This window comes from Streptomyces sp. NPDC002776, assembly GCF_053592195.1.
The window spans coordinates 157,154-183,210 of the sequence record NZ_JBSFVG010000010.1; the positions used below are offsets into that span (position 1 = coordinate 157,154).

Consider the following 26,057-nt stretch of genomic DNA (forward strand, 5'->3'; position numbering starts at 1 on the left):
CGCGGACGTACGCGCGACCGAAGAGCCAGGATACTGGACCTTTCGCCAACGGCCCAATCCGGTGGGCTCAGCCCTGGCCGCGGCCCTGCTCGTAGGCGCGCAGCTGCTCCGCGCTGATCATGCCGGTGTCGAAGAGACTGGTCTCGTCCAGGGCGTAACCCTGCTGCGCCTGCTGGGGCTGCTGGGCCTGCTGGGGGACCTGCTGCGGGTCGTAACCCTGCTGCTGGGCGTCGTAGCCCTGGTAGGCGTAGGGGTCGGCCTGCTGATAGCCGTACGGGTCCTGCTGGGCGTACGCGGGCTGCTGGTAGCCGCCATAGGTGTCGTACGCCGGTTGCTGCCGGGCGTAGTCCGGCTGCTGCGGCTGCTGCTGTGCGGCGGAGGCGTCCTGCTCGGCCAGGGCAGCGAGGTCGGCGAGGTAGTCGGCGTCGCTGGAGTGCTGGACGGTGCTGGTGTCGTCGGCGAGGGCGCCGAGGTCGTCGCTGGCGATCCGGCCGTGCAGCTTCTGCCGGCCGCGGCCGACGGCCTGCAGGGTCTTGGCGAGGACGGCCTCGAAGGCGCCGAGCTTGACGTCGACGTACTCGTCGGCCGTGCGGCGCAGGGTCTCGGGGTCGTGGCTGCGCTCGGGGGCGTCCTCGTCCTCGTAGCCCTGCTCGTCGACGCCGGGTCCGGTGCCAAGGAGCTTCTCGCGGCCGCGGCCGACGGAGCCGAGGGTCTTGGTGAGGACGACCTCGAAGTTGGCGAGTTTGGAGTCGACGTAGTCGTCGGCCTCGGCGCGGATGTCCTCGGCCTCCTTGCGGGCCTCGGCGAGGATGCGGTCGGCCTCTGCCTGGGAGCGGCGGGCGATCTCCGTGTCGGAGATCAGGGAGCCCCGTTCGGCGTGCGCGGAGCGGACGATCCGCTCCGCCTCCTGGCGGGCCTGCTCGACCATCTGCTCGCGGTCCCCGATGACCTCCTGGGCCTGCGCGAGGGAGCCCGGCAGGGCCTGGCGCACCTCTTCGAGCAGGGAGAGCAGCTCGGCGCGGTTGACCACGCACGAGGCCGACATCGGCATCGACCGGGCACTGGAGACCGCCGCGACGATCTCGTCGAGCTTCTTCTGCACGTCCACCGTGTGCTCGCCACTCTCTACAGCTGTGTTGGAGACGGACGGGACGACTGTAGCCCCATCAGTCCTTCAGCAGCCGGTCGTTCAGGGCTTCCAGCACGATGGGCGGGACCAGGTGCGAGACGTCGCCGCCCCAGGTCGCGACCTCCTTGACCAGCGAGGAGGACAGGAAGCTGTAGGTGGGGTTGGTCGGCACGAACAGGGTCTCGACGCCCGAGAGCCCGTTGTTCATCTGGGCCATCTGCAGCTCGTAGTCGAAGTCGCTGACCGCGCGCAGACCCTTGACGATGGCCGGGATGTCGCGCTGCTTGCAGAAGTCGACGAGGAGGCCGTGGAAGGCCTCGACCCGCACGTTGCCGTACTCGGCCGTGACCTGGCGGATGAGGTCGAGCCGTTCGTCGACCTCGAACAGGCCCTTCTTGGCCTTGTTGATCATGACCGCGACGTAGACCTCGTCATACAGCCTGGAGGCGCGGGAAATGATGTCGAGATGTCCGTTGGTGATCGGGTCGAACGACCCGGGACAGACGGCGCGGCGCACTAGTGATCCCTCGCTCTCCGGTCCGGTCATCGTGCGTCTTCGCACGTAGAGGCGGCGCGACCGTACCAAAACGTTCCCTCGCCGTAGCGACGGGCCCGGAGCGCTTCGAAGCCGTCCGGCCAGTGGAATTCGCCGCCTCTGGTGCTGCGCTCCACGGTGACGAGCGCGTCGTCCGCGAGCCAGCCTTCCGAGCGGAGTGTGAGCAGAATCTCCCGAAGATCGTCGTCCGTGACGGCGTACGGGGGATCCAGGAAGACGATGTCGTACGGCTCGGCCGGCGCCGGGGTCCTGATGATCTGTTCGGCCTTTCCGGCCCGCACCTCGGCGCCGGGGAGACCCAGGTTCTTGACGTTCTCGCGGATGACGCGGGCGGCTCGGGCGTCCGCCTCGACGAGGAGGGTGTGGCCCGCGCCCCGGGAGAGGGCCTCCAGGCCTACGGCGCCCGAGCCCGCGTACAGGTCGAGGACTCGTTCGCCCGCCAGGGGGCCGCCCAGGAGGGACTGCCAGGTGGAGAAAAGGCCCTCGCGTGCGCGGTCGGAGGTGGGGCGGGTGCCATTGCCTGGCGGCACGGCGAGGCGTCGGCCGCCGGCTGCGCCGGCGATCACGCGGGTCATCTTCGGTCCTTCGTCGTGGGCGGCTGTCGGTCTCAGTGTGGCTGGTCGCGCCCGCGCGGCGGTAGCCGCATATGGGTACAGCCCCGCGCCCCTGTCGGGGCGCCTACGGTTCACCCCTTTTCCAGGTACTGCTCTCTTTCCTCGTCCAGAAGAGCTTGCAGGGCCGTGCGCAGGCCGGGGAGGGTCTGGAGTTCCGGGTCCGCCTCCACCACCGCGGTCGCCTCCTGTCTCGCCTCCGCGATGATCTCCTCGTCCTCGATGACCGTCAGCATTCGCAGGCTGGTGCGGGCGCCGGACTGGGCCTGGCCCAGGACGTCGCCCTCCCTGCGCTGTTCGAGGTCGATGCGGGAGAGCTCGAAGCCGTCGAGGGTGGCGGCGACGGCGTTCAGGCGCTGGCGGGCGGGGCTCGCCTCGGGCATGTCGGTGACCAGGAGGCACAGGCCCGGCGCCGAGCCACGGCCGACCCGGCCGCGCAGCTGGTGGAGCTGGGAGACGCCGAAGCGGTCGGCGTCCATGATCACCATGGCGGTGGCGTTGGGGACGTTGACGCCGACCTCGATGACGGTGGTGGCGACCAGGACGTCGGTCTCGCCCGCGGCGAAGCGGCGCATGACCGCGTCCTTGTCGTCGGGGTGCATCCGGCCGTGCAGGACCTCCACCTTGAGCCCTCCGAGGGGACCCTGGGCGAGCTGGTCGGCCACGTCGAGGACGGCGAGCGGCGGACGCTTCTCCGCGGCCTCCTCGGCGGACTTCTTCTTCGGGTCCGCTTCCTCGTCGCCGATGCGGGGGCAGACGACGTACGCCTGATGGCCGTTCTCCACCTCCTCGCGCACGCGCTCCCACGCGCGCGTGAGGAAGTGGGGCTTGTCGGCGGCCGGGACGACATGGCTGGCGATCGGGGAGCGGCCGGCCGGGAGCTGGTCGAGGACCGAGGTCTCCAGGTCGCCGAAGACGGTCATCGCGACCGTGCGCGGGATGGGCGTGGCGGTCATGACGAGGAGGTGCGGCGGCTGCTTGCCCTTGCCGCGCAGCGCGTCCCGCTGCTCGACGCCGAAGCGGTGCTGTTCATCGACCACGACCAGGCCGAGGTCATGGAACTGCACCTTGTCCTCGATCAGCGCATGGGTGCCGATGACGATGCCGGCCTCGCCGGTGACGAGGTCGAGCAGCGCCTGGCGGCGGCCCGCGGCTCCCATGGACCCGGTGAGCAGGACGACCTTGGTGGCGTGCTCCGAGCCGCCCAGCATGCCGCCCTGGGCGAGGTCGCCCATCATCTCGACGATCGAGCGGTGGTGCTGCTGGGCGAGCACCTCGGTGGGGGCGAGCATGGCGGCCTGCCCGCCGGCGTCGACGACGGCGAGCATCGCGCGCAGGGCCACCATGGTCTTGCCGGATCCGACCTCGCCCTGGAGCAGGCGGTGCATCGGGTGCTCGGTGGCCAGGTCGTCGAAGATCTCCTTGGAGACGCGCTGCTGGCCCTCGGTGAGGGTGAAGGGCAGGCGGTCGTCGAAGGCCGCGAGGAGACCGTCCGGCCCGGGGGTGCGGGACACCGCCGGGAGTTGGGCGTCGGTGTGCCGGCGGCGGGCCAGGGCGACCTGGAGGACGAACGCCTCGTCCCACTTGAGGCGGGAGCGGGCGTCCTCGACGTCCGCCTTGGTGTGCGGGCGGTGGATCTTCAGCAGCGCCTCGGGGAGCGGGACCAGGCCGCGGCCCGCGCGGAGGCTCTCCGGGAGGGGGTCGACGGCGTCCTGGGCGCTCGGCAGCACCGTCTGGAGCGCCTTGCCGATCTTCCAGGACTCCAGTTTGGCGGTGGCGGGGTAGATCGGGATCAGGGCGCCGGCCCAGGTCTCGACCGTCTCCTCGCCGTCGCCGCGCAGCAGTTCGTAGGCCGGGTGGGCGAGCTGGAGGCGGCGGTTGAAGACGGAGACCTTGCCCGAGAACATCGCGCGGGTGCCCGGCAGGAGCTCCTTGTGGGGCTTGTGCACGCCGTGGCCGAAGAAGACCAGCTGGAGCCGGCCGCTGCCGTCGGTGATGGTCACCTCCAGGCGCTGGCCCTTGCCGCGCGGGGCCTTGGCGGAGGCGAAGGTGTGCAGCCGGGCGTCGGCGACCTGGGCGACCACCGTGACGTGCTCGTCCATGGGGAGGTCGGCGAGGTGGGTGAGCTGGCCGCGCTCCTCGTATCTGCGCGGGTAGTGGTGCAGGAGGTCGCCGACGGTGTGCAGGCCGAGGTGCTCGGCCATCACCTTCGCGGTGGCGGGGCCGAGCACCGACTTCAGTGGCTGCTGGAGTGGTTCTTGCAGTGCGGGCACGAGATCCATTGCACACCACGGCACTGACATCGCCGCAGACGCCTGCCGGAGGGCCCGGATCCGTCTGAGGAAACCCCTGGTCAGACGGGTGGCCCGGGCCATAGGATGGCGCGCCTCCGGCCATCCTTCGCGGTCACCGCCTCACACGGACCGCCCGACCCCGCGCCGACGCCTTCCCCCCACCGGCGCAGCGACGATGGACTCCCAGACCTCACAGCCGTCCCAGGCATCCCAGTCCCCTCATACCTTCCAGGTCGACCTGCGTGGTCTGGTCGACCTGCTCTCCCATCACCTGTACTCCAGTCCTAAGGTCTATCTGCGCGAACTGCTGCAGAACGCCGTGGACGCCATCACCGCCCGGCGCGCCGAGCAGCCCGACGCCCCGGCGCGGGTGCGGCTGTCCGTCGACGCCGGCGGCGGGCTGCGGGTGGAGGATTCCGGTGTCGGGCTGACCGAGTCCGATGTGCACAGCCTGCTGGCCACGATCGGCCGCAGCTCCAAGCGGGCGGACGGACTGCAGGCCGCCCGCTCGGACTTCCTGGGCCAGTTCGGCATCGGGCTGCTGGCCTGTTTCGTGGTCGCCGAGCGGATCCGGGTGGTCAGCCGCAGCGCCCGTACGCCCGATGCGCCACCGGTGGAGTGGACGGCGGCGGACGACGGCTCGTACACCGTGCGGACGCTCCCCGACGCCGAGCGGCCCGAACCGGGCACCACCGTGCATCTGGTGGCGCGGGCCGGAGCCGGGGAGTGGCTGACGCAGGAGCGGGTGCTCGCGCTGGCCCGGGAGTTCGGCTCGCTGCTGCCGTACGACGTACGGGTGGGCGAGGAGGAGGTCACCGACCTCCCGGCGCCCTGGGACCGCGCCTACCCCTCCCCCGCCAACCGGCGGGTGGCGCTGGCCCGGCACTGTCATGAGCTGTTCGGGTTCACTCCGCTGGACTCGATCGAGCTGAACGTTCCGCTGGCGGGCGTCCGCGGGGTGGCCTACGTGCTGCCGGCGGCGGTCAGCCCGGCCCAGCGCGCCGGTCATCGCGTCCACCTCAAGGGCATGCTGCTGACCGAGCGGGCCGAACAGCTGCTGCCCGACTGGGCGTTCTTCGTGCGCTGCGTCCTGGACACCGACAGCCTGCGGCCCACGGCCTCGCGCGAGTCGCTGTACGAGGACGAGACGCTGGCGGCCGTGCGGGAGGCGCTCGGGGAACGGATCCGGTCGTGGCTGACCGGGCTCGCCGCGGGCGATCCGGAACGGCTGGCGGCCTTCCTGTCGGTGCACCATCTCGGGGTGAAGTCCCTGGCGCGGCACGACAAGGAGATGCTGCGCACGATGCTGCCGTGGCTGCCCTTCGAGACCACCGACGGGCGGCTGTCCCTGGAGGAGTTCGCGCAGCGGCACCCGGTGGTGCACTTCACCCGGACCGTCGAGGAGTACCGGCAGGTCGCGCCGATCGCCTCGGCGCAGGGCGTCGGAGTGATCAACGGCGGTTACACGTACGACAGTGAACTCGTCGAGGCGTTGCCCTCGGTGCGGCCGGGAACGGTGGTCGCCGAGCTGGACGCGGACACCGTGACCGCCCATCTGGACGCCGTCGACCCGGCCGAGGAGCTGGCGCTGTCCGGCTTCCTGGCGGCCGCGCGGGCCAGGCTCGACCCGCTGGGCTGCGATGTGGTCCTGCGGGCCTTCCATCCGCTGTCCGTGCCCGCACTCCACCTGGACGACCGCGCGTCCCGGCACGAGCAGGCGCGGGCCGACGCCGAGGAGCAGGCCGACGACCTGTGGGCGGGCATCCTCGGCTCGCTGCGCGGCAGCGCGCCCCGCGCGCGGCTGGTGCTCAACCACCTCAACCCGCTGGTCCGGCGGATCAGTTCCCTCAGCGACGCGGAACTGATCGGCACCGCCACCGAGTCGCTGTACGGACAGGCCCTGCTGATGGCGCAGCGGCCGCTCAGGCCCGCGGACTCGGCGCTGCTGAACCGGGCCTTCATGGGCCTGCTGGAGTGGGCCACGAACGGCGAGGAGGGTCGCTGATGACCGGAACCGACGGGGGCGCGGACTTCGACGCACTGCGCCGGGCGATGGCGGAGAACTCCGAGGAGCCGGAGGGCCCGGCCCGCAACGCGCGCGCGGAGCAGCTGCTCGCCGAGGCCGAGAAGCTGAACGTGCCGCTCGCCGTGATCGAGGCGCTCGGGCACCAGCTGAAGGTCTACAACTACAGCTCCGAGAAGGACAAGATGTTCGTCCCGTTCGCGCGGCTGCTGCGCATGTGGGACGAACGGCCCGAGGACTTCGACGAGTACGAGGCCCATTCCCTGCACTGGGTCTTCAAGTGGATGACGGCCGGGATGCTCGACCAGCCGCACGTCCCGCTCGCCTCCATAGAGAAGTGGCTCGGCGAGATGGAGCACCGCTACCGGCTCGCCGGCCACTCCGAACGGGCCGTGCGCAGCGCCGAGTTCAGCGTGGCCGCGCACATCGGGGACCTGGAGCGGGCCGAGCGGGCGTACGCCGCCTGGCTGGCCGCCGACCGGGACAGCATGGCCGACTGCCACGCCTGTGAGCTGCACGGGCAGGGCTGGTGGCAGGCGGAGCGGGGCCGGGACGAGCGGGCGCTGGAGCTGTGGGCCCCGGTCCTGGAGGGCGAGTACACCTGCGCCCACGAGCCGCACACCGTGCTGGCCTCCTCGCTCGCGTCCCTGCTGCGGCTGGGCCGGGTGGACGAGGCCCGCGCCCACCACCTGCGCGGCTTCCGTCTGGTACGGCCGATGGAGAGCATGCGCGGCGCCTACGCGGACCACGTCGAGTTCTGCGCGCTGACCGGCAACGAGGCACGCGGCCTGGAACTGCTCGCCGAGCGGCCCGCCTACTTCACCGACACCGGGCAGCCGCGCACCAGGCTCGAGTTCCTGACCGTGGTGACGCTGCTCATGGAGCGGCTGACCGGGCTGGGGCTCGGCGGGCAGCGGGTGCCGGGGCCCGCGGGCCGGACCTGGACGGCACACGAACTCGCCGCACACGCGCGTGCGGAGGCGCTGGAACTGGCCGGACGGTTCGACCGGCGCAACGGCACCGCTCGGGTCAGCGAGCTGGCCCGAGCCCGCATGGCGCAGGAGCCGCTGGCGGAGCGGCTGCCGCTCGGGGTGCGCTCGGCGCGGTCCACCGTGGCGTCCGCCGCTGTTCCGGTGCGGGAGGTTCCGGCGCAGGATGAGCCCGTGGAGGCGGACCTGCCGACCCTGCTGGCCGAGGCCCGGCGGCTGTCGGACACCTTGCAGCCGCACGCCGTGGAGGCGTGGGCGGCGGTGGCGCGAGCCGCCGAGGGCGCCGAGCTGGACGTGCGCGACCTCGCGGAGATCGTCGACCACCGGGCGATGGAGCTCGGCCCCGACGGGGTCGAGCTGTTCGAGCGGGCCGCCGAGCTGTACGCCGAGGCGGACGACCCGGGCGAGTCGCTGGCAGCACGCACGCGTGCGGCGTACGTCCGCGCGCTCACCGGTCATCTGCACGAGGCGCTGGCGGCGGTGGCCGAGCCCTACGACCGGGTCCTCGCGCTGTACGCCGAGGACGGCACGGGGCTGCGGCAGACGGCGTCGGTGCTGATGGGACGCGCGCGGGTGCTGATGCGGCAGGTGCACGAGGCCGACGAGCCGGTGGACCCCGTGATCGCGAACACCGCCGAGGGCGCCGCGCGCGAACTCCTCGCGCTGGTGGACGGGCGCACCGCGGACGACGTACGGCTCGCCTCGCGGGCCGCCGAGGCGCAGGCCATGCTCGCCGAACTGGCGGCGCTGGCCGGGGACGTGGAGGCGGCCGCGGGGCTGTTCGCGCGGGCCGCGGCGGCCTTCGTCGAGGCGGGGCTTCCCTGGTTCGCGGTGGAGTACGAGGCCCGGCTCGCCGGACTCGCGCACCACCTCGGCGACACGGCTCAGGCCGAGCGGGCGCTGCGGGCGGCCCTGGAGCACGGCGGACCGCACCTGGAGGCGCCGGGCCGGGCACAGCTGCATCTCCAGCTCGCCGAGGTCCTGGGCGGCCGGGGTCTGTCGGAGGAGGCCGCCGAGCACGCCCTGGAGGCGGCGCACTGGGCCGACGAGGCGGGCGAGGGCCGCACGCTCGGCGCCTGGGCGCGGCATCAGCTCGGCGGGTTCCTGCTGCGCCAGGGGCGCTGGGCGGAGGCCGCCGAGGTGCTGGAGTCGGCGCTGCCCGATCTGTCCCCGGAGACGCACGGCGACGGTGCTCTCGTGCAGACGCAGTGGTGGCTCGGCGACTGTCTGAGCGAGCTGGGCGAGCACCGGGAGGCGGCCGAGCGGCGTCTGCAGGCCGCCGACATCGCCCGGCACTGGCCCGAGCAGCACGACCACGCCACGCTCGCCCACCTCGCCGCCGAGTCGCTCGGTCAGGCGGAGCTGCACGAGGAGGCGGACCGCGCCTACACGCGCGCGGGCGATCTGTGGCGGGAGCTGGGCAACGTCCACGGGCTCGTCCGCTCCCTGCGCGCCCGCGCGTGGCTCGCGCTGCGGGCCGAGGACGGCGCGGCCGGGGTCGACGCGGCCCGGGAGCTGATGGCGGCCGCGGTCCAGGAGTGCGCGCAAGCGCTGGACGCGGCGCCCGACGAGGAGGCGTACGCCCGGCTCACCGCCGAGCTGGGCCACACCCACCGCCAGTTCGGCGACCTGCTCGCCCGGTCCGCGGCCGAGGACGACGAGGACGACTCGATCCGGGCCGCCCTGGAGGGGGCGCTGTCCCGGATGACGGAGGCGATCACGGTGTTCGCCACGCTCGGGGAGGCCGGCCGGCACGCCCGGACCGGTGCCGAACTCGCCGCGGGCTGGCTGGAGGCGGACCTGGGCCGGCCCGCTCAGGCGGCGGCACGCGCGCGTACGGTGCTGGCGGCCTACGAGGGCGTGCCCGCGCAGGACGGGGCGGCCGGGGAGCGGCGGGCCGAGGCGGAGCAGCTGCTCCAGGTGACCGAGGAGGACTGAGGCGGGCTGAGCGGGCCGTGCGGGCTGAGGGCGCTGCGCCCTCTTCCCCGCCGATCAGCAGCTGTGCCCTGTTCCCCGCCGATCAGCAACAGCGCCTATTCCACGCCGATCAGCAGCAGCGCCCCTTGTCGTCCGCCCCGGTAGACCACCGTGTCGACGGCGAGGTAGGACTCCCGTACCCGCGCTTCGAGGTGTCCGGCGATCCCGTCGGGCGCCTCGTCGCCGAGGACGAGGGTGACCAGCTCGCCGCCGGCCGAGAGCATGCGGTCCAGGACGGTCTCGGCGGTGGCGGTGACCTCCGCGCCGATGACGGCGACGTCGCCGTCGATGAGGCCGAGCACATCGCCGGCCTGGCAGATGCCGGCCATGGTCCAGGACTGGCGCTCGGCGACGGCGACCTCGGCGTAGCGGGTGGCGCCGGCCGCCGAGGTCATCGACACCACGTCCTCGTCGAAGCGCCGGTCGGGCTCGTGCACGGCGAGCGCGGCGATCCCCTGGACCGCGGACCGGGTGGGGATCAGCGCCACCCGGATGCCCTCGGCGCGGGCCTGCTCGGCGGCGGCCGCCGCGGTGTGCCGCAGCTCCGCGTCGTTGGGCAGCAGCACGACCTCGCGCGCGTGGGCCCGTCGTACGGCCTCCACCAGTTCCCCGCTCGCGGGCGCCTCCCCGGGGCGCGCGAGCACGGTGGTCGCACCGGCCTCGGTGTACAGCCCGGCCAGGCCCGGCCCCGGTACGACGGCCACGACCGCACGCTGCGCCCGCTCGCGGGGCGGCCGCTCGCCTCCGGTGGTGTGCACGTCACCGACGCCGAAGTGGGTGATCCGGATCCGGTGCGGGCGGCCCGCCTCGACGCCCGCCTCCACGGCGGCACCGGCGTCGTCGACGTGCACATGGACGTTCCACAGCCCGTCGCCGCCGACCACGACCAGCGAGTCCCCGAGGGTGTCGAGCCGCTCCCGGAGCCGGGTGACGGCCGCGTCCTCGGCCTCCAGCAGGTAGATCACCTCGAAGGCGGGCCCGCCCTCCGGAAGGGCCGCGCACTCACCGGGACTGTCGACGGGCCCGCGCGCGTAGGTCACGGTCGCGGCCGGCTTCTCCCCGGTGAGCGTCTGCACCAGAGCCGCGAGGACGGTGACGAGACCGCGTCCCCCGGCGTCCACCACCCCCGCGCGTTCCAGCACGGCGAGCTGGCGCGGGGTCGCGGCGAGGGCGGCGCGCGCCCCTTCGTAGGCGGCCCGGGCGACGGTCCCGCAGTCGCCGTCGGCCTCCGTGGCGGCGTCGGCGGCGGCCGAGGCGACGGTGAGGATCGTGCCCTCGACCGGGTGGGCCACGGCCTGCCGGGCGGAGTCGGCGGCGTGCCGCAGGGCGAGCCGGAGCCCGCCCGCCCCGGTGTGCGCCGTGTCACCGTCGGCGGCGAGCACCTGGGCCATGCCGCGCAGCAGCTGCGCCAGGATCGTCCCGGAGTTACCGCGCGCCCCGATGAGCGCGCCGTGGGCCATCGCGCGCACGGCCTCCGCCAGGGACGGCGCGGAGCCCGCGGAGCCCGCCTCGTGCCCGATGAACACCGCGTCCACGGCCGCCGCCGCCGACTCCACCGTGAGGTACAGGTTCGTGCCGGTGTCCCCGTCGGCCACGGGGTAGACATTGATCGCGTCGATCTCCTCGCGCGCGCGCCCGAGCGCCTCCAGCGCGAGGCCGCACCAGGTGCGTACCGCGAGAGCATCGAAGAATGTCTGCGGCACCTGCGCCACCTGCGCCTCCCTGAGCTGCTGGACGTGGACGCAGCGTAGACCCAGGGACCGGGTCCGCCGGAAGAGGGCCGGGCGCGGAGCCCTGAGCAGCCATGGTAGTTTCGTTGTACTGGCGCAGTCGTTGTATGCTGCTCCGGTTGCCCGATGCAGATCGGGCCATTCCCCCTGGCAACGCCACTCAGATCTCTGATCCTGCGATTCTGATCCCGGCCTGCCGGGTTCAACCGTACGTGCATCTGAAGTCTTTGGAGTGACCCGTGGCTGCCAACTGCGACGTCTGCGGCAAGGGGCCGGGCTTCGGCAACAACATCTCGCACTCGCACCGCCGTACGCCCCGTCGCTGGAACCCGAACATCCAGCGCGTCCGTACCGTGGTGGGCGGGACGCCGAAGCGCGTGAACGCTTGCACCTCGTGCATCAAGGCCGGCAAGGTCTCGCGCTGACGCACAGCTAAGCGCGCGGCCACTGCTGGTTCGCTGCTCTGAGCCGGTCCACCTCGCGTGGACCGGCTTTTTGCATGCCCTACGCGCGGGACCGCCACCCGTGATCCACGGGCCCGATCCCCCCACCCAGCGCGAACCCGGCCGCGATGGCCCCCGTGACGTACTCCTTGGCCGCCGTCACCGCCTCCGGCACCGGCTGCCCCTTCGCCAGCTGGGACGCGATCGCGGAGGCCAGCGTGCAGCCCGTGCCATGGGTGTGCCGGTTGTCGTGCCGCGGCGCGCGCAGCCAGTGCTCCTCGGAGCCGTCGGTGAGCAGATCGACGGCGTCCCCCGCGAGATGGCCGCCCTTGATCACGACCCAGCGCGGCCCGTACGCCAGCACGGCCGCCGCGGCCCGTCGCAGATCGCCCTCGGACTCGACCGTGATTCCTGTGAGTTGGGCCACTTCGTCCAGGTTCGGGGTCGCGACGGTGGCCACCGGCAGCAGCGTGCTGCGTACGGAGTCCAGCGCCGAGGCGGCGAGCAGCGAGTCCCCGTGCTTGGACACCCCCACCGGGTCGACCACCACCGGCGCGTCCGTGCCGCCCAGCAAGGCGGCCACCGCCTCGACGAGTTCGGCGGAGGCCAGCATGCCGGTCTTCACGGCCTGCACGCCGATGTCGTCGACGACACTGCGGTACTGGGCCCGCACCGCCTCCACGGGCAGCGGCCAAGCGCCCTGCACTCCCAGCGAGTTCTGCGCGGTGACCGCCGTGATCACGCTCATGCCGTGCACGCCGAGCGCCAGCATCGTCTTCAGGTCGGCCTGGATCCCCGCCCCGCCCCCGGAGTCGGAGCCCGCGACCGTCAGCACCCTCGGCGGCGCGCTCACGACTCGATGTCCCCGAAGTGGTCCCAGCCGCCCTTGCTGGTCCACGGCGCCCCGTCGACCGTCACCTGGGGCAGCGCCGAGGGGTTGAGGACCTCGCCGATGACCTTCCAGCGGGCGGGCAGCTTCACATCCGGCGGGAAGGTCGCCACGATCGCGTGGTCCTCTCCCCCGCTCAGCACCCACTGCATGGGATCGACCCCGACGGCCTGCCCGATGTCGTTCATCTGGGAGGGGATGTCGATCGCGCCGGAGCGGATGTCGATCCGCACCTTGCTGGCCTCGGCGATGTGCCCGAGGTCGGCGATCAGCCCGTCACTGACGTCGCACATGGCCGTCGCCCCGAGCCCGGCCGCCGCGGGGCCCGCGTGATACGGCGGCTCCGGACGCCGGTGCGCCTCCACGAAGGCCCGCGGCGAGCGGAACCCCCGGGACAGCACCGCGTACCCGGCCGCGGACCAGCCCAGCCAGCCGGTCACCGCGACGAGGTCCCCGGGCTGCGCGCCGCCCCGGGTGACGGGCTCCTGGTTGCGCAGGTCGCCGAGCGCGGTGATCGACACCATGATCGTGTCGCCGCGTACGACATCGCCGCCGACCACGGAGGCGCCGGCCACCTGGCACTCGTCGCGCAGGCCGTCCATCAGCTCGGTCGCCCAGGTCACCGGGAGTTCGGCCGGGACCACCAGGCCGAGCAGCAGGGCGGTCGGTACGGCACCCATGGCCGCGATGTCGGCGAGGTTCTGCGCGGCCGCCTTGCGGCCCACGTCGTAGGCGGTGGACCAGTCGCGGCGGAAGTGCCGCCCCTCGAGCAGGATGTCGGTGCTCGCCACGACCCTGCGGTCGGGCGCGGCGACCACCGCGGCGTCATCGCCGGGGCCGACCCGGACCGCCGGGGTGGTGGTGAGACGGGAGGTGAGCTCCCTGATGAGCCCGAACTCCCCGAGCTCACCAACAGTGCCCTTCATTGCCCTTACGCCCCTTCTGTCCCTATGCGTTCCCGGTCGCGTGTCTCTACTGTCCTCGATACGGTCGAGGTGACCGTCAACCACTGTCGTGCCTGCACCCCGGCGCGGGACCCCCGGGCACCGCGGGTCTCCCCGCGACGAGCGACGACGCGATACCGTGGCGTTCCTTTTCCCCACATGATCCTCGTGGCCGCCCTGGAGGTTCCGTGGTACAGGCGTACATCCTGATCCAGACGGAGGTCGGCAAGGCGTCGACCGTCGCCGAGTCGATCAGCAAGATCCCTGGAGTCATCCAGGCCGAGGACGTGACAGGACCGTATGACGTGATCGTGCGAGCGCAGGCCGACACCGTGGACGACCTCGGCCGCATGGTGGTCGCCAAGGTCCAGCAAGTGGACGGCATCACCCGCACCCTGACCTGCCCGGTCGTCCATCTGTAGCCCCCGTCTACCCTTGGCCGGTGAACTCTTTGCGTCACCGGCTCATCGGTCTGCCCGCGCTCGTTGTGTCGATCACCGTCGCGGGCTGCTCCTCAGCAGACGACAGCGGGTCGGCGGCGGTTCCCTCGCCGGGGGCGCGAACCACCGAGCTGTGCCAGAACCTGGACAAGGTACTGCCGTCGAAGGTGGCCGGTGAGAGCCGCCGTGACCCCGGGCCCGCCTCCGCGCTGACGGCGGGCTGGGGAAACCCGGAGATCATACTGCGCTGCGGTGTGCCCCGGCCGCCGAAGATGATCGACCCGAAGGTCGCGGAGGGGCGCGACTCCGACGCGGTGGCCGGCGGTGTGAACGGCGTCGACTGGCTGATGGAGCGGCGGGACGGCGGGGCGTACCGCTTCACCTGCGCCAATCACGAGGCGTACGTCGAAGTGACCGTGCCGGAGGGGGTGGACAGCTCGGCCGTGCTGATCGACCTGGCGCCGGCCGTGAAAAAGGCGATCCCCGCAGGGATCGCCGACTAGCTCAGCGCAGACCCGTTGAGCGGCGCAGCGCCGCCTGGATCAGCCGGTCCACCAGCTCCGGGTAACCGACCCCGGTCGCCTGCCACATCTGCGGGTACATCGAGATCGGGGTGAAGCCGGGCATCGTGTTGATCTCGTTGATCACGAACTCGTCGTCCTCCGTGAGGAAGAAGTCCGCCCGTACGAGTCCCTCGCAGGAGGCCGCGTCGTAGGCGTCCACGGCCAGCCGCCGCACCTGAGCCGTCTCCTCGGGCGTCAGCGGCGCCGGCACGATCCCGGGGGTCGAGTCGATGTACTTGGCCTCGAAGTCGTAGTACGCGTGGGCGTCCGGCGGCGGGATCTCCGCGGGCACCGAGGCGCGCGGGCCGTCCTCGAACTCCAGCACCCCGCACTCGATCTCACGGCCCCGCAGCGCCGCCTCGACCAGGATCTTCGGGTCGTGCCGCTGGGCCTCCGCGATCGCCTCGTCGAGGCCCGCCAGGTCCTCGACCTTGGTGATGCCGATCGACGAACCCGCGCGCGCGGGCTTCACGAAGAGCGGCCAGCCGTGCTCGCCGGCGAAGTCGACGATCTTCTTGCGGGCGGCCGGCTCGTCCCGCTCCCACTCCCGGGGCCGGATCACCACGTACGGGCCGACCTTGAGCCCGAAGGAGGTGAACACCCGCTTCATGTACTCCTTGTCCTGGCCGACGGCCGAGGCGAGCACACCCGAGCCCACGTAGGGGACACCGGAGAGCTCCAGCAGGCCCTGGAGGGTGCCGTCCTCGCCGTAGGGGCCGTGCAGGACGGGGAAGACGACGTCGACCTCACCGAGCGCCTTGGGCACCGATCCCGGCTCGCTGTAGACGACTTCGCGGTTCGCGGGGTCGACGGGGAGCACCACGCCGCCCTCGGTCGACTCGGCGAGCTCCGCGACGCTCGGGGTGCGGCGGTCGGTGATCGCCATGCGCTCCGGTTCGTCGGCGGTGAGCGCCCAGCGGCCGTCCTGGGTGATGCCGATCGGCAGGACGTCGTACCGGGTCCGGTCGATGGCCTTCAGTACGGCGCCGGCCGTGACCACGGAGATCCCGTGCTCGGAGCTGCGGCCGCCGAACACGACGGCCACGCGCGGCTTGCGAGGCGGCTGCTGAGGGCTCTGGGGGAGGTTCTCGGTGCTCATATCGCGTTGAGGGTACCCGGTGGTAGGGGCCTGATACAGCGCCGCGGACCCCGCGTCGCTCAGCGTCGTTCGGGCTTCGCGCTGCGCGACATCAGCTCCTTGAGCGCGACCACCGGAGCCTTGCCCTCGTGCACGATGCCGACGACGGTCTCGCAGATCGGCATGTCGACGCCGTGCCGACGGGCCAGATCCAGCACCGACTCACAGGACTTGACGCCCTCGGCGGTCTGCTTGGTGACCGCGATGGTCTCCTGCAGCGTCATGCCCTTGCCGAGGTTGGTGCCGAAGGTGTGGTTGCGCGACAGCGGCGAGGAGCAGGTGGCCACCAGGTCGCCGAGGCCCGCGAGTCCGGCGAACGTCATCGGGTCGGCACCCAGTGCGACACCGAGCCGCGCGGTCTCCGCGAGGCCGCGGGTGATCAGCGAGCCCTTGGCGTTGTCGCCGAGCCCCATGCCGTCCGCGATGCCGACGGCGAGCCCGATCACGTTCTTCACGGCCCCGCCCAGCTCGCAGCCGACCACGTCCGTCTCGGTGTACGGCCTGAAGTACGGCGTGTGGCAGGCGGCCTGGAGGCGCTGGGCGACGGCCTCGTCGGTGCAGGCGACCACGGCGGCGGCCGGCATCCGGGCGGCGATCTCCCGGGCCAGGTTGGGTCCGGTCACCACGGCGATCCGGTTCGGGCCGACCTTGGCGACGTCCTCGATGACCTCGCTCATCCGCATCGCGGAGCCGAGTTCGACGCCCTTCATCAGCGAGACGAGGACCGTGTCCGGGGCGAGCAGCGGGGTCCACTCGGCGAGGTTGCCGCGCAGCGTCTGCGAGGGGACCGCGAGGACGGTGAAGTCGGCGCCGCGTGCCGCCTCGGCGGCGTCGGTGGTGGCCCGCAGGTTCTCCGGGAGCTCCACGCCGGGGAGGTAGTCGGGGTTCGTCCGCGTGGAGTTGACCGCTTCGGCGAGTTCCGGGCGGCGCCCCCACAGGGTGACCTCGCACCCCGCGTCGGCGAGCACCGTGCCGAAGGCGGTGCCCCATGATCCGGTGCCGAAGACGGCCGCCTTGACGGGCTTGCTCACGTACCCTGCCCCTCTTCCTGCTCGACCTTGCGCTGCGTCTGCGCCATGGTCCTGCGGCGCTGCTCGATCCGCTCATGCCGCGGGTCGTACGGCGTCATCGGCGCCTTCTCCCCGCGGATCTCCTCGAGCTGGACGGTGATGGCGGCCATGATGACCTCGGTCGCCTCCTTCAGCAGCTCGGGGGTCATCTCCTTGCCGTAGAACCGCGTCAGGTCCACGGGCGGGCCCGCCAGCACGCGGTGCGTCTTGCGCGGCAGCAGGCTGGGCTTCCTGGCGTACGGCGGCAGCACTTCGTTGGCGCCCCACTGCGCGACCGGGATCACCGGGCACCGGGTCTGCAGGGCGACCCGCGCGGCGCCGGTCTTGCCGGTCATGGGCCAGCCGGCCGGGTCCCGGGTGAGGGTGCCCTCGGGATAGAAGGCGACGCATTCGCCGCGCTCCACCGCGTCGATCGCGGCCCGGAAAGCGCTCAGCGCGTCGGTGCTCTCGCGGTAGACGGGGATCTGCCCGGTGCCGCGCATCGCGGCCCCGACGAATCCCTTCTTGAAAAGCCCGCTCTTCGCCAGGAATCGCGGAACACGACCGGTGTTGTACTGAAAGTGCGCGTAGGCGAGAGGATCGATGTGCGAATTGTGGTTCACCGCGGTGATAAATCCACCCGCGGCCGGAATGTGCTCCATTCCGCGCCAGTCCCGCTTGAGCAGAACCACCAGTGGCGGTTTGCACAGGACCGCTGCGAAGCGGTACCAGAAGCCGATTCTGCGGCGGGGCACGCGGACACCTTCCTCCAGGGCCTGGGGGGCCGCACAAGTGTCGCCCCAGGCCGACCGTCTGTCGAGAACACCGTACGCCCCGCCGACCGGACCGCCAGATGGCCCAGGGGAAAGCCGGGTGACAATGGCCGTGACAAGAGAGGTACGAACACGCGTGCAGTGGACCTTGGTCATCCCCCTGAAGCCGCTGACGCGGGCCAAGAGCAGGCTCGCGGACACCGCGGCCGACGGGTTGCGCCCGGCCCTGGCGCTGGCCTTCGCGCAGGACACCGTCGCAGCGGCGCTGGCCAGCGCCGCGGTACGGGATGTGGCCGTCGTCACGGACGACGCCCTGGCCGGCCGGGAGCTGGCGGCCCTGGGCGCGCGGATCGTCGCGGACGAGCCGGGGGACGGCCTGAACGCCGCCGTGGCACACGGCGAGGCGGTCGTCCGGGCATCGCGCCCCGAGGTGGCCGTGGCGGCCCTGAACGCGGATCTTCCGGCGCTGCGCCCGGCGGAATTGACCCGGGTCCTGGACTCGGCGGCGGAATTTCCACGCGCTTTCCTGGCGGACGCCGCCGCAATCGGCACGACCCTGCTGGCCGCGACTTCGGGAAGGCAATTGCACCCGGCATTCGGGCTGGATTCCCGCGCCCGCCATCACGCGTCGGGAGCCGTGGAACTCCGGCTCACCGAGGTGGATTCCGTACGCCAGGACGTGGACACCGGAGATGACCTGCGGGCCGCACTGGCGCTGGGGGTGGGCCCGCGCACCACGGCCGCGGCGGCCCGTCTGCTGATCAAGGGACAGTAGCCGCCGCCCCATCGCGACGCGACCGGCGCAGCGTACGCTGACGCCATGCAGGCCACCGCATACACGTACGACCCAGACACGCGCAGCGGCCAGGTACTCCTGGACGACGGCACCCCGGTCCCCTTCGACGCCGCGGCGTTCGACGCGGGCGGGCTCCGCCTGCTGCGCCCCGGCCAGCGGGTACGCATCGAGGTGGAGGGCCCCAAGGACGGGCCGCGCATCACCCTCGTCACGCTGCAGACCCTGTAGGCCCCGAAAAACGCCGCGGGCCGGACTCCCTGGGGAGTCCGGCCCGGCGCGTGAGTACCCGTGCGCCCCTACCTCTTGCGGGCGGTGGTCTTCTTGGCGGTGGTCTTGCGGGCCGTCGACTTCTTGGCCGGGGCCTTCTTGGCGGTCGCCTTCTTCGCGGGGGCCTTCTGGGCCGTCTTGGCGGTGGTGGCCTTCTTCGCGGTGGTCTTCTTGGCGGCGGCCGTGGCCTTCTTCGTGGTCGCCTTCTTGGCGGTCGCCGTGGTCTTCTTCGCGGTGGCCGCCGTGGTCTTCTTCGCGGTCGCCTTCTTGGCGGTCGCCGTGGTCTTCTTCGCGGTGGTCTTCTTCGCCGCCGCCTTCTTGACGGTCGCGGAAGCTCCGCCGGTCAGGCTGCCCTTGGGCGCCTTCTTCACGGCGACGTCGTTCTTCGGGAGCTTCTTCGAACCGCTCACCAGGTCCTTGAAGCCCTGGCCGGCGCGGAACCGCGGCACAGAGGTCTTCTTGACCCGAACCCGCTCGCCCGTCTGGGGGTTGCGGGCGTAACGCGCCGGACGGTCGACCTTCTCGAACGACCCGAAGCCGGTGACCGAGACCCGGTCCCCCGCGACCACCGCACGGACGACGGCGTCCAGAACGGCGTCGACAGCATCGGCAGCCTGCTGGCGGCCGCCCATCTTGTCGGCAATCGCTTCTACGAGCTGCGCCTTGTTCACGTCTTCCCCTTCGGAGACATTGCCCGAACGAAAGTGTTCAAGCTTTTTCGCACGTTAGGCAGATATATACCGCAAATCAAACACGAAACGGGCTTATCACCCTTGTGCCGCAACGGAACTCGACTGTCTTCGGAGCCTTCAGCGTTCCTCGTCGGGGATTCGCCCCGCCTCGAGGTCCGCCGAGAACGCCTCCAGTCGCCTTGCCGCATCGGCGAGATCGTGCTTGGCCGCGGCCGTAATGACCAGCAGCTTCCGGGTCAGCGCCATCCGTACGCCCTCCGGGACTTGCAGTGCGCGCACTCTTGTGTGCGCTTCCTTGAGTTGGTCCGCGACCGCCGCATAGAGCTCGAGTTGGCCGTCGTGTTCCATGCACAGATTGTGCCATCTGGGGCGAGTTGTCGCCTGCTCAGGGTGCAACTGCCGCCTCAAACGGCCGTCCGGGCACCGGCGGAAGCCGCGGCTGTATCACTCGGCTACCCCGACAACAGCCGCCGTAACGTGGGAAGTTGACGGCCCCAGAGGACGCGCGCGGGGCCGTTCGGGTGCAGACATGGCCGTACCCCCGATCGGGCTGATCGGGGGTACGGCGGGGGTCTTGGGGTGGCCGAAACTCGACCTGTTCAGTTGCTCCGGAGGGCTCCGGGCGTCACGCCTGGAGCGTCTGCGGCTTGTACGACGGCCGCTTGGCCTCGTACGCGGCGATGTCCGCCTCGTTCTGGAGGGTGATGGAGATGTCGTCCAGGCCGTTCAGCAGCCGCCAGCGGGAGTTCTCGTCCAGCTCGAAGGAGGCGGTGACGCCCTCGGCGCGCACCTCGCGGTCCTCCAGGTCGACGGTGATCTCGGCCTCGGGGTTCTGCTCGGTGAGCTCCCACAGCGCGTCCACGATCTTCTGCTCCAGAACCACGGTGAGCAGGCCGTTCTTGAGCGAGTTACCCCGGAAGATGTCGGCGAAGCGGGAGGAGATGACGGTCTTGAAGCCGTAGTTCTGCAGCGCCCAGACGGCGTGCTCACGGGAGGACCCGGTGCCGAAGTCGGGACCGGCGACCAGGACCGTGGCGCCCGCGCGCTCGGGCTGGTTGAGGATGAACTTCTCGTCCTTGCGCCAGGCCTCGAACAGCCCGTCCTCGAAACCGTCCCGGGTCACCTTCTTGAGCCAGTGAGCAGGGATGATCTGGTCGGTGTCGACGTTGGAGCGGCGCAGCGGGACGGCCCGGCCGGTGTGCTTGGTGAATGCTTCCATGACTTCTCAGACTCCAGCGGGCGTACGGGTCTCGGCGTCGGACAGGTCGGCCGGGGAGGCCAGGTGGCCCAGCACGGCGGTCGCGGCGGCGACCTGCGGCGACACCAGGTGCGTACGGCCGCCCTTGCCCTGCCTGCCCTCGAAGTTGCGGTTGGAGGTGGACGCGGAGCGCTCGCCGGGGGCCAGCTGGTCGGGGTTCATGCCCAGACACATCGAGCAGCCCGCGTGCCGCCATTCGGCGCCGGCCTCCTTGAAAACGACGTCCAGGCCCTCGGAGACGGCCTGCAGACCGACCCGCGCGGAGCCGGGGACGACCAGCATCCGTACGCCGTCGGCGACTTTGCGGCCCTTCACGAGCTCCGCGGCGGCGCGCAGGTCCTCGATGCGGCCGTTGGTGCAGGAGCCTACGAAGACGGTGTCCACCTTGATGGAGTTCAGCGGCTGTCCGGCCTCCAACCCCATGTATTCCAGGGCCTTTTCGGCGGCGAGGCGCTCCGAAGCGTCTTCGTACGAAGCGGGATCGGGGACGTTCGCCGAAAGCGGCGCACCCTGGCCCGGGTTGGTGCCCCAGGTGACGAACGGCGACAGTTCGGCGGCCTCGATGACGACCTCGGCGTCGAACTCGGCGTCGTCGTCCGTGCGCAGCGTCTTCCAGTACGCGACGGCCGCGTCCCAGTCCTCGCCCTTGGGGGCGTGCGGACGGCCCTCGAGGTAGTCGAAGGTGGTCTGGTCAGGGGCGATCATGCCCGCGCGGGCGCCGGCCTCGATCGACATGTTGCAGATGGTCATCCGGGCTTCCATCGACAGTTTCTCGATGGCGGGGCCGCGGTACTCCAGGACATAGCCCTGGCCGCCGCCGGTGCCGATCTTCGCGATGATCGCCAGGATCAGGTCCTTGGCGGTGACGCCGTCGGGCAGCTCGCCGTTGACCGTGATGGCCATGGTCTTGGGGCGGACGAGGGGCAGCGTCTGGGTGGCCAGCACATGCTCCACCTGGGAGGTGCCGATGCCGAACGCCAGGCCGCCGAAGGCGCCGTGCGTGGAGGTGTGGGAGTCGCCGCAGACCACGGTCATGCCGGGCTGGGTCAGGCCCAGCTGCGGGCCGACGACGTGCACCACGCCCTGCTCGACGTCGCCCAGCGGGTGCAGCCGCACCCCGAAGTCGGCGGCGTTCTTGCGCAGCGTCTCCAGCTGGATCCGGGAGACCGGGTCGGCGATGGGCTTGTCGATGTCGAGGGTGGGGGTGTTGTGGTCCTCGGTGGCGATGGTCAGGTCGAGCCGGCGGACCCGGCGACCGCTCTTGCGGAGGCCGTCGAAGGCCTGCGGGCTGGTCACCTCGTGCAGCAGGTGCAGATCGATGAAGAGGAGGTCGGGCTCGCCCTCGGCGCGCCGGACGACATGGTCGTCCCAGACCTTCTCCGCGAGTGTCCTACCCATCGCTTTCCCTCCGGCCGGCAAAGGTGCGCCGACCCAACTAGAGATCTGTGGAAGCGGCGCCCGCGCCCCTGTGTCCGGGCGTCCGCCGCCGGGCCCGTCGGTCTGCGGGCCGCTGTGCCTTCGTGTCATCCAGAGTGGCGTGTTCCACGGAAAATTGAACTTGCGTTTCACAGAGTGAGACGCGAGTATCGTTGCATGGACAACAGTAGCGGCGTCGGCGTGCTGGACAAGGCAGCCCTTGTCCTGAGCGCCCTGGAGTCCGGTCCGGCCACCCTCGCGGGTCTGGTGGCGGCGACCGGGTTGGCACGACCCACGGCCCACCGGCTGGCCGTGGCGCTGGAACACCACCGCATGGTGGCGCGCGACATGCAGGGCCGTTTCATTCTCGGCCCGCGCATGGCGGAGCTGGCCGCGGCCGCGGGTGAGGACCGTCTCCTCGCCACCGCGGGCCCGGTGCTCACGCACCTGCGTGACGTCACGGGCGAGAGCGCGCAGCTCTACCGCCGCCAGGGCGACATGCGCATCTGCGTCGCCGCGGCGGAGCGCCTGTCCGGACTCCGGGACACGGTCCCGGTCGGCTCGACGCTCACGATGAAGGCGGGCTCCTCCGCGCAGATCCTCATGGCCTGGGAGGAGCCGGAGCGCCTGCACCGGGGCCTGCAGGGCGCCCGCTTCACGGCGACGGCCCTGTCGGGCGTACGGCGCCGCGGCTGGGCCCAGTCGATCGGCGAGCGCGAGCCGGGCGTCGCGTCCGTGTCCGCGCCGGTGCGCGGCCCCTCCAACCGTGTGGTGGCCGCCGTCTCGGTCTCCGGCCCCATCGAGCGCCTGACCCGCCACCCGGGCCGGATGCACGCCCAGGCGGTCATCGACGCCGCCGCCCGCCTCTCCGAGGCCCTGCGCCGCACCGGCTGACACGTCCCGGGCACCACAGCGGGGAGGGTCCGTCCCAACGCCGCGGCAGACCCTCCCGTAGATCCGAAGTACCCGTGCCGGACATGGAGTTCATGGCGGTGCCAGGAGCACGCGAAGGGCCCTCCACCGAAGTGGAGGGCCCTTCCTTCTGTACCCCCGACCGGATTCGAACCGGCGCTACCGCCTTGAGAGGGCGGCGTGCTAGGCCGCTACACAACGGGGGCGTGGATCCTGCGTTTCCGCAGGTCCGAGCTGGTCTACCTGGACTCGAACCAAGACTAACTGAACCAGAATCAGTCGTGCTGCCAATTACACCATAGACCAATGTGGTTTAGACCAGCAGTACCCCCGACCGGATTCGAACCGGCGCTACCGCCTTGAGAGGGCGGCGTGCTAGGCCGCTACACAACGGGGGCCCTAGCGATCATCTCGAAGGAGATCACCGTACCCCCGACCGGATTCGAACCGGCGCTACTGCCTTGAGAGGGCAGCGTGCTAGGCCGCTACACAACGGGGGCTTTGCAGATAAGCTCTGCGAGCTGGCCTACCTGGACTCGAACCAAGACTAACTGAACCAGAATCAGTCGTGCTGCCAATTACACCATAGGCCACTGGAACGCAAGCCCCTGAGGGGATCTTGTTCTAGCTTGCGCCCTCCGGTTACCGGCCTTTCGGCCCGCTCCTCGGCGGCGCAGGAAGAACATTACCCGAAGGTGGACGGGGCTCCAAAACGGGTATCGGCGCCGAGGATCACCGGGAGTTCGGCCGACGGGGCCCGGACCGCGCCACCGGGCCCCTGATCGGCGCGGCGAACGCCGAGGGGCGGCACCCGGAGTCCCGGGTGCCGCCCCTCGGCTGTGGGTCAGCTCACGCGGCGAGCCTCGCCAGCGCCGCGTCGATGCGGGCCAGCGTCTTCTCCTTGCCGAGGATCTCCAGGGACTCGAAGAGCGGCAGGCCGACGGTGCGGCCGGTGACGGCCACCCGGACCGGGGCCTGGGCCTTGCCGAGCTTCAGGCCGTGGGCCTCGCCGGCCGTCAGGACGGCCTCCTTCAGGGACTCCGGGGAGGTCCAGTCCGCCGCCTGGAGCTTCTCGCGGGCGGTGACCAGCAGGGCGTCCGAGCCCTCCTTCATCGCCTTCGTCCAGCTCGCCTCGTCGTAGACCGGCTCGGGCAGGAAGAGGAAGTCGACGTTGTCGGTGATCTCCGACAGGACCTTCAGGCGGGTCTGCGCGTGCGGGGCGACCGCCGCCCACTTGGCCTCGTCGAAGTCCTCCGGCGCCCAGGGGGCGAAGGGGGCCTTCAGCCAGGGGGCGCAGCGCTCGGTGAAGTCCTTCACATCGAGCATGCGGATGTGGTCGCCGTTGATCGACTCGCACTTCTTCAGGTCGAAGCGGGCCGGGTTGGGGTTCACGTCCGTGATCTCGAAGGCAGCGACCATCTCGTCCCTCGTGAAGATGTCCTGGTCGGCCGAGAGCGACCAGCCGAGCAGGGAGAGGTAGTTGAGCAGTCCCTCGGGCAGGAAGCCGCGCTCCCGGTAGAGGTTCAGGCTCGACTGCGGGTCGCGCTTGGAGAGCTTCTTGTTGCCCTCGCCCATGACGTACGGCAGGTGACCGAAGTCGGGGATCCGCTTCGCGATGCCGAGCTCCATCAGCGCCTTGTACAGGGCGATCTGACGGGGCGTCGAGGACAGCAGGTCCTCGCCGCGCAGCACGTGGGTGATCTCCATCAGGGCGTCGTCGACCGGGTTCACCAGGGTGTACAGCGGGGCGCCGTTGGCGCGGACGATGCCGTAGTCGGGGACGTTCTCCGGGGTGAAGGTCAGTTCGCCGCGGACCAGGTCGGTGAAGGTGATCGTCTCGTCGGGCATCCGGAAGCGGACGATCGGGGCGCGGCCCTGGGCCTGGTACTCGGCGACCTGCTGGGCGCTCAGCTCACGGCAGTGGCCGTCGTAGCCGGAGGGCTTGCCGGCCGCGCGGGCGGCCTCGCGGCGGCTGTCCAGCTCCTCCTGGGAGCAGTAGCAGTGGTAGGCGTGGCCGCCGTCCAGGAGCTTCTGCGCGACGTCCCGGTAGAGGTCCATGCGCTGCGACTGGCGGTACGGCGCGTGCGGGCCCCCGATCTCGGGGCCCTCGTCCCAGTCGAAGCCGAGCCAGCGCATCGAGTCCAGCAGCTGGTCGTACGACTCCTCCGAGTCGCGGGCCGCGTCGGTGTCCTCGATGCGGAAGACCAGGGTGCCGCCGTGGTGCTTGGCGAACGCCCAGTTGAACAGGGCGGTGCGGACCAGGCCCACATGGGGGTTGCCGGTGGGCGACGGGCAGAAACGGACACGGACTGCTGGGGCGGATGCGCTAGCCACGCTTGACAACCTTGTTGGTGAGAGTGCCGATTCCTTCGATGCTGACGGAGACCTCGTCGCCGACAGCCAGGGGGCCGACCCCCGCGGGGGTGCCCGTGAGGATCACGTCGCCGGGGAGCAGCGTCATGGCCTCGGTGATGTTGACGATCAGATCCTCGATGGAGTGGATCATCTCGCTGGTGCGGCCGAGCTGCCGCTGCCCGCCGTTGACCGTGAGCTGGACGGTCAGGTCGGAGGGGTCCAGGTCCGTCTCCACCCAGGGACCCAGCGGGCAGGAGGTGTCGAAGCCCTTGGCCCGGGCCCACTGCTTCTCACGCTTCTGCACGTCACGCGCGGTGATGTCGTTGGCGCAGGTGTAACCGAGGATGACGTCCTTGACGCGCTCGCGCGGGACCTCGCGGCACATCCGGCCGATGACCACGGCCAGCTCGGCCTCGTGGTGCAGCTCCTGTGAGAAGGAGGGGTACTGGATGTCGTCGCCGGGGCCGATCACGGAGGTCGACGGCTTGAAGAAGGCGAAGGGCGCGTCCGGGACCTCGTTGCCCAGTTCCTTCGCGTGCTCGGCGTAGTTGCGGCCGAAGGCCACGACCTTGTTGGGGAGCACCGGGGGCAGCAGCCGGACCTTGCTCAGCGGGACCTTGGTGCCGGAGAGCTCGAATTCCGCGAACGGGATGCCCTTGATGATGTCGAGGACGAGTTCGTCAGGCTTGTCGCCTTCGACCACGCCGAAGGCGACGTTCCCGTCGATGGAGAATCTGGCGATGCGCACGGGATGCTTGGCCCCTTGGGTTAAGCGGCTGGAGTCTGACGCTCCAGGCTAACGTGGCCAGGGGC

At 71.3% G+C, this 26,057-nt stretch carries 24 protein-coding genes, 5 tRNA genes and 1 pseudogene; 8 read left to right on the top strand and 22 right to left on the bottom strand.

Features of this window, described 5'->3' with window-relative positions; genetic code table 11:
* Positions 1 to 67: 67 nt before the first annotated feature.
* From ACWD11_RS21340 to recG, 4 genes are all read right to left on the bottom strand, one after another.
* The gene (locus ACWD11_RS21340; protein ID WP_451284763.1) at positions 68 to 1,108 is read right to left on the bottom strand and encodes a cell division initiation protein; all 1,041 of its coding nucleotides are present in this window, start codon (positions 1,106 to 1,108) and stop codon (positions 68 to 70) included.
* Positions 1,109 to 1,166: 58 nt separating this feature from the next.
* Positions 1,167 to 1,646, bottom strand: coding sequence for a pantetheine-phosphate adenylyltransferase (gene coaD, locus ACWD11_RS21345; protein ID WP_389415608.1), 480 nt, complete (start codon positions 1,644 to 1,646; stop codon positions 1,167 to 1,169).
* A gap of 26 nt (positions 1,647 to 1,672) precedes the next feature.
* A complete protein-coding gene (rsmD, locus tag ACWD11_RS21350; RefSeq protein WP_389414758.1) occupies positions 1,673 to 2,260 on the bottom strand; it encodes a 16S rRNA (guanine(966)-N(2))-methyltransferase RsmD in 588 nt (195 codons plus the stop codon).
* A 110-nt stretch (positions 2,261 to 2,370) separates the two neighbouring features.
* On the bottom strand, positions 2,371 to 4,578 hold the full coding sequence (gene recG / locus ACWD11_RS21355) for an ATP-dependent DNA helicase RecG (protein ID WP_451284765.1): 2,208 nt from the start codon (positions 4,576 to 4,578) through the stop codon (positions 2,371 to 2,373).
* 187 nt (positions 4,579 to 4,765) lie between these two features.
* Between recG and ACWD11_RS21360 the strand changes: the two genes are divergently transcribed.
* Together ACWD11_RS21360 and ACWD11_RS21365 are read left to right on the top strand one after the other, a co-directional pair.
* A complete protein-coding gene (locus ACWD11_RS21360; RefSeq protein WP_451284767.1) occupies positions 4,766 to 6,595 on the top strand; it encodes an HSP90 family protein in 1,830 nt (609 codons plus the stop codon).
* Positions 6,595 to 9,540, top strand: a complete 2,946-nt coding sequence (locus ACWD11_RS21365; protein WP_451284769.1) for a tetratricopeptide repeat protein — start codon at positions 6,595 to 6,597, stop codon at positions 9,538 to 9,540. The genes ACWD11_RS21360 and ACWD11_RS21365 overlap by 1 nt, the downstream gene beginning before the upstream one ends.
* A gap of 95 nt (positions 9,541 to 9,635) precedes the next feature.
* Here ACWD11_RS21365 and ACWD11_RS21370 read toward each other — a convergent pair whose 3' ends face one another.
* On the bottom strand, positions 9,636 to 11,291 hold the full coding sequence (locus ACWD11_RS21370; protein WP_451284771.1) for a DAK2 domain-containing protein: 1,656 nt from the start codon (positions 11,289 to 11,291) through the stop codon (positions 9,636 to 9,638).
* Positions 11,292 to 11,548: 257 nt separating this feature from the next.
* Here ACWD11_RS21370 and rpmB point away from each other — a divergent pair, with 257 nt between their 5' ends.
* Entirely contained in the window at positions 11,549 to 11,734 is a 186-nt protein-coding gene (gene rpmB / locus ACWD11_RS21375; RefSeq protein WP_004924906.1) for a 50S ribosomal protein L28, read from the top strand.
* Positions 11,735 to 11,813: 79 nt separating this feature from the next.
* Here the strand turns inward: rpmB and thiD are convergent, their stop codons facing one another.
* Together thiD and ACWD11_RS21385 are read right to left on the bottom strand one after the other, a co-directional pair.
* Complete coding sequence (gene thiD, locus ACWD11_RS21380; RefSeq protein WP_389414763.1) at positions 11,814 to 12,605, bottom strand: bifunctional hydroxymethylpyrimidine kinase/phosphomethylpyrimidine kinase; 792 nt, start codon at positions 12,603 to 12,605, stop codon at positions 11,814 to 11,816.
* Entirely contained in the window at positions 12,602 to 13,567 is a 966-nt protein-coding gene (locus ACWD11_RS21385) for a thiamine-phosphate kinase (RefSeq protein ID WP_389414764.1), read from the bottom strand. The genes thiD and ACWD11_RS21385 overlap by 4 nt, the downstream gene beginning before the upstream one ends.
* A gap of 206 nt (positions 13,568 to 13,773) precedes the next feature.
* Between ACWD11_RS21385 and ACWD11_RS21390 the strand changes: the two genes are divergently transcribed.
* Together ACWD11_RS21390 and ACWD11_RS21395 are read left to right on the top strand one after the other, a co-directional pair.
* Complete coding sequence (locus ACWD11_RS21390; protein ID WP_328678679.1) at positions 13,774 to 14,007, top strand: Lrp/AsnC family transcriptional regulator; 234 nt, start codon at positions 13,774 to 13,776, stop codon at positions 14,005 to 14,007.
* A gap of 20 nt (positions 14,008 to 14,027) precedes the next feature.
* Entirely contained in the window at positions 14,028 to 14,528 is a 501-nt protein-coding gene (locus ACWD11_RS21395; protein WP_451284773.1) for a DUF3515 domain-containing protein, read from the top strand.
* A 1-nt stretch (position 14,529) separates the two neighbouring features.
* On the opposite strand, the gene ACWD11_RS21400 is transcribed toward ACWD11_RS21395, so the two are convergent.
* Genes ACWD11_RS21400 through ACWD11_RS21410 form a run of 3 tightly spaced genes read right to left on the bottom strand, consistent with a single transcriptional unit; the run spans position 14,530 to position 17,530 of the window.
* Positions 14,530 to 15,687, bottom strand: coding sequence for a D-alanine--D-alanine ligase family protein (locus ACWD11_RS21400; protein ID WP_451284775.1), 1,158 nt, complete (start codon positions 15,685 to 15,687; stop codon positions 14,530 to 14,532).
* A 59-nt stretch (positions 15,688 to 15,746) separates the two neighbouring features.
* Complete coding sequence (locus tag ACWD11_RS21405; RefSeq protein WP_389414767.1) at positions 15,747 to 16,757, bottom strand: NAD(P)H-dependent glycerol-3-phosphate dehydrogenase; 1,011 nt, start codon at positions 16,755 to 16,757, stop codon at positions 15,747 to 15,749.
* On the bottom strand, positions 16,754 to 17,530 hold the full coding sequence (locus ACWD11_RS21410; protein WP_389414768.1) for a lysophospholipid acyltransferase family protein: 777 nt from the start codon (positions 17,528 to 17,530) through the stop codon (positions 16,754 to 16,756). Before ACWD11_RS21410 ends, ACWD11_RS21405 begins: the two co-directional genes overlap by 4 nt.
* A 154-nt stretch (positions 17,531 to 17,684) precedes the next feature.
* Here ACWD11_RS21410 and cofC point away from each other — a divergent pair, with 154 nt between their 5' ends.
* Positions 17,685 to 18,323 (top strand): 2-phospho-L-lactate guanylyltransferase, encoded by a 639-nt coding sequence (cofC, locus tag ACWD11_RS21415; RefSeq protein WP_389414769.1) that lies wholly within the window; start codon positions 17,685 to 17,687, stop codon positions 18,321 to 18,323.
* A 45-nt stretch (positions 18,324 to 18,368) separates the two neighbouring features.
* A complete protein-coding gene (locus ACWD11_RS21420; RefSeq protein WP_186282898.1) occupies positions 18,369 to 18,572 on the top strand; it encodes a cold-shock protein in 204 nt (67 codons plus the stop codon).
* Between the two features lie 68 nt (positions 18,573 to 18,640).
* On the opposite strand, the gene ACWD11_RS21425 is transcribed toward ACWD11_RS21420, so the two are convergent.
* The 4 genes from ACWD11_RS21425 to leuC all read right to left on the bottom strand — a co-directional run bounded on the left by ACWD11_RS21425 (position 18,641) and on the right by leuC (position 21,959).
* Positions 18,641 to 19,282, bottom strand: a complete 642-nt coding sequence (locus ACWD11_RS21425) for an HU family DNA-binding protein (RefSeq protein WP_451284778.1) — start codon at positions 19,280 to 19,282, stop codon at positions 18,641 to 18,643.
* A gap of 138 nt (positions 19,283 to 19,420) precedes the next feature.
* Positions 19,421 to 19,651: an SCO5555 family protein gene (locus tag ACWD11_RS21430; RefSeq protein WP_389414771.1), complete on the bottom strand. Its 231-nt coding sequence runs from the start codon at positions 19,649 to 19,651 to the stop codon at positions 19,421 to 19,423.
* A 277-nt stretch (positions 19,652 to 19,928) separates the two neighbouring features.
* Positions 19,929 to 20,522, bottom strand: a complete 594-nt coding sequence (leuD, locus tag ACWD11_RS21435; protein WP_389414772.1) for a 3-isopropylmalate dehydratase small subunit — start codon at positions 20,520 to 20,522, stop codon at positions 19,929 to 19,931.
* A 6-nt stretch (positions 20,523 to 20,528) separates the two neighbouring features.
* Positions 20,529 to 21,959 carry a 3-isopropylmalate dehydratase large subunit gene (leuC, locus tag ACWD11_RS21440; protein ID WP_389414773.1) on the bottom strand — a complete coding sequence of 477 codons (1,431 nt, stop codon included), beginning with the start codon at positions 21,957 to 21,959 and terminating at the stop codon, positions 20,529 to 20,531.
* Between the two features lie 195 nt (positions 21,960 to 22,154).
* Here leuC and ndgR point away from each other — a divergent pair, with 195 nt between their 5' ends.
* Entirely contained in the window at positions 22,155 to 22,871 is a 717-nt protein-coding gene (gene ndgR, locus ACWD11_RS21445) for an IclR family transcriptional regulator NdgR (protein ID WP_250074667.1), read from the top strand.
* 151 nt (positions 22,872 to 23,022) lie between these two features.
* On the opposite strand, the gene ACWD11_RS21450 is transcribed toward ndgR, so the two are convergent.
* The 8 genes and pseudogenes from ACWD11_RS21450 to ACWD11_RS21485 all read right to left on the bottom strand — a co-directional run bounded on the left by ACWD11_RS21450 (position 23,023) and on the right by ACWD11_RS21485 (position 25,992).
* Positions 23,023 to 23,095, bottom strand: a tRNA-Glu gene (locus ACWD11_RS21450).
* A gap of 28 nt (positions 23,096 to 23,123) precedes the next feature.
* A tRNA-Gln gene (locus ACWD11_RS21455) sits at positions 23,124 to 23,195 on the bottom strand.
* 19 nt (positions 23,196 to 23,214) lie between these two features.
* Positions 23,215 to 23,287: transfer RNA gene (locus tag ACWD11_RS21460), tRNA-Glu, on the bottom strand.
* A 29-nt stretch (positions 23,288 to 23,316) separates the two neighbouring features.
* Positions 23,317 to 23,389: transfer RNA gene (locus tag ACWD11_RS21465), tRNA-Glu, on the bottom strand.
* 21 nt (positions 23,390 to 23,410) lie between these two features.
* Positions 23,411 to 23,482, bottom strand: a tRNA-Gln gene (locus tag ACWD11_RS21470).
* Between the two features lie 92 nt (positions 23,483 to 23,574).
* A pseudogene (locus tag ACWD11_RS21475) lies at positions 23,575 to 23,697 on the bottom strand (HAD family hydrolase); the annotation flags it as partial.
* A gap of 41 nt (positions 23,698 to 23,738) precedes the next feature.
* Entirely contained in the window at positions 23,739 to 25,223 is a 1,485-nt protein-coding gene (gene gltX, locus ACWD11_RS21480; RefSeq protein ID WP_451284780.1) for a glutamate--tRNA ligase, read from the bottom strand.
* Positions 25,216 to 25,992 carry a fumarylacetoacetate hydrolase family protein gene (locus tag ACWD11_RS21485; protein ID WP_389414775.1) on the bottom strand — a complete coding sequence of 259 codons (777 nt, stop codon included), beginning with the start codon at positions 25,990 to 25,992 and terminating at the stop codon, positions 25,216 to 25,218. Before ACWD11_RS21485 ends, gltX begins: the two co-directional genes overlap by 8 nt.
* Positions 25,993 to 26,057 lie beyond the last annotated feature (65 nt).

Coding starts and splice junctions, on each gene's coding strand:
- ACWD11_RS21360 (WP_451284767.1), top strand. CDS start 4,766: ATGGACTCCCAGACCTCACAGCCGTCCCAGGCATCCCAGTCCCCTCAT.
- ndgR (WP_250074667.1), top strand. CDS start 22,155: ATGGACAACAGTAGCGGCGTCGGCGTGCTGGACAAGGCAGCCCTTGTC.
- rsmD (WP_389414758.1), bottom strand. CDS start 2,260: ATGACCCGCGTGATCGCCGGCGCAGCCGGCGGCCGACGCCTCGCCGTG.
- ACWD11_RS21400 (WP_451284775.1), bottom strand. CDS start 15,687: ATGAGCACCGAGAACCTCCCCCAGAGCCCTCAGCAGCCGCCTCGCAAG.
- recG (WP_451284765.1), bottom strand. CDS start 4,578: ATGGATCTCGTGCCCGCACTGCAAGAACCACTCCAGCAGCCACTGAAG.
- ACWD11_RS21365 (WP_451284769.1), top strand. CDS start 6,595: ATGACCGGAACCGACGGGGGCGCGGACTTCGACGCACTGCGCCGGGCG.
- ACWD11_RS21385 (WP_389414764.1), bottom strand. CDS start 13,567: ATGAAGGGCACTGTTGGTGAGCTCGGGGAGTTCGGGCTCATCAGGGAG.
- ACWD11_RS21430 (WP_389414771.1), bottom strand. CDS start 19,651: ATGGAACACGACGGCCAACTCGAGCTCTATGCGGCGGTCGCGGACCAA.
- leuC (WP_389414773.1), bottom strand. CDS start 21,959: ATGGGTAGGACACTCGCGGAGAAGGTCTGGGACGACCATGTCGTCCGG.
- leuD (WP_389414772.1), bottom strand. CDS start 20,522: ATGGAAGCATTCACCAAGCACACCGGCCGGGCCGTCCCGCTGCGCCGC.
- ACWD11_RS21420 (WP_186282898.1), top strand. CDS start 18,369: ATGCAGGCCACCGCATACACGTACGACCCAGACACGCGCAGCGGCCAG.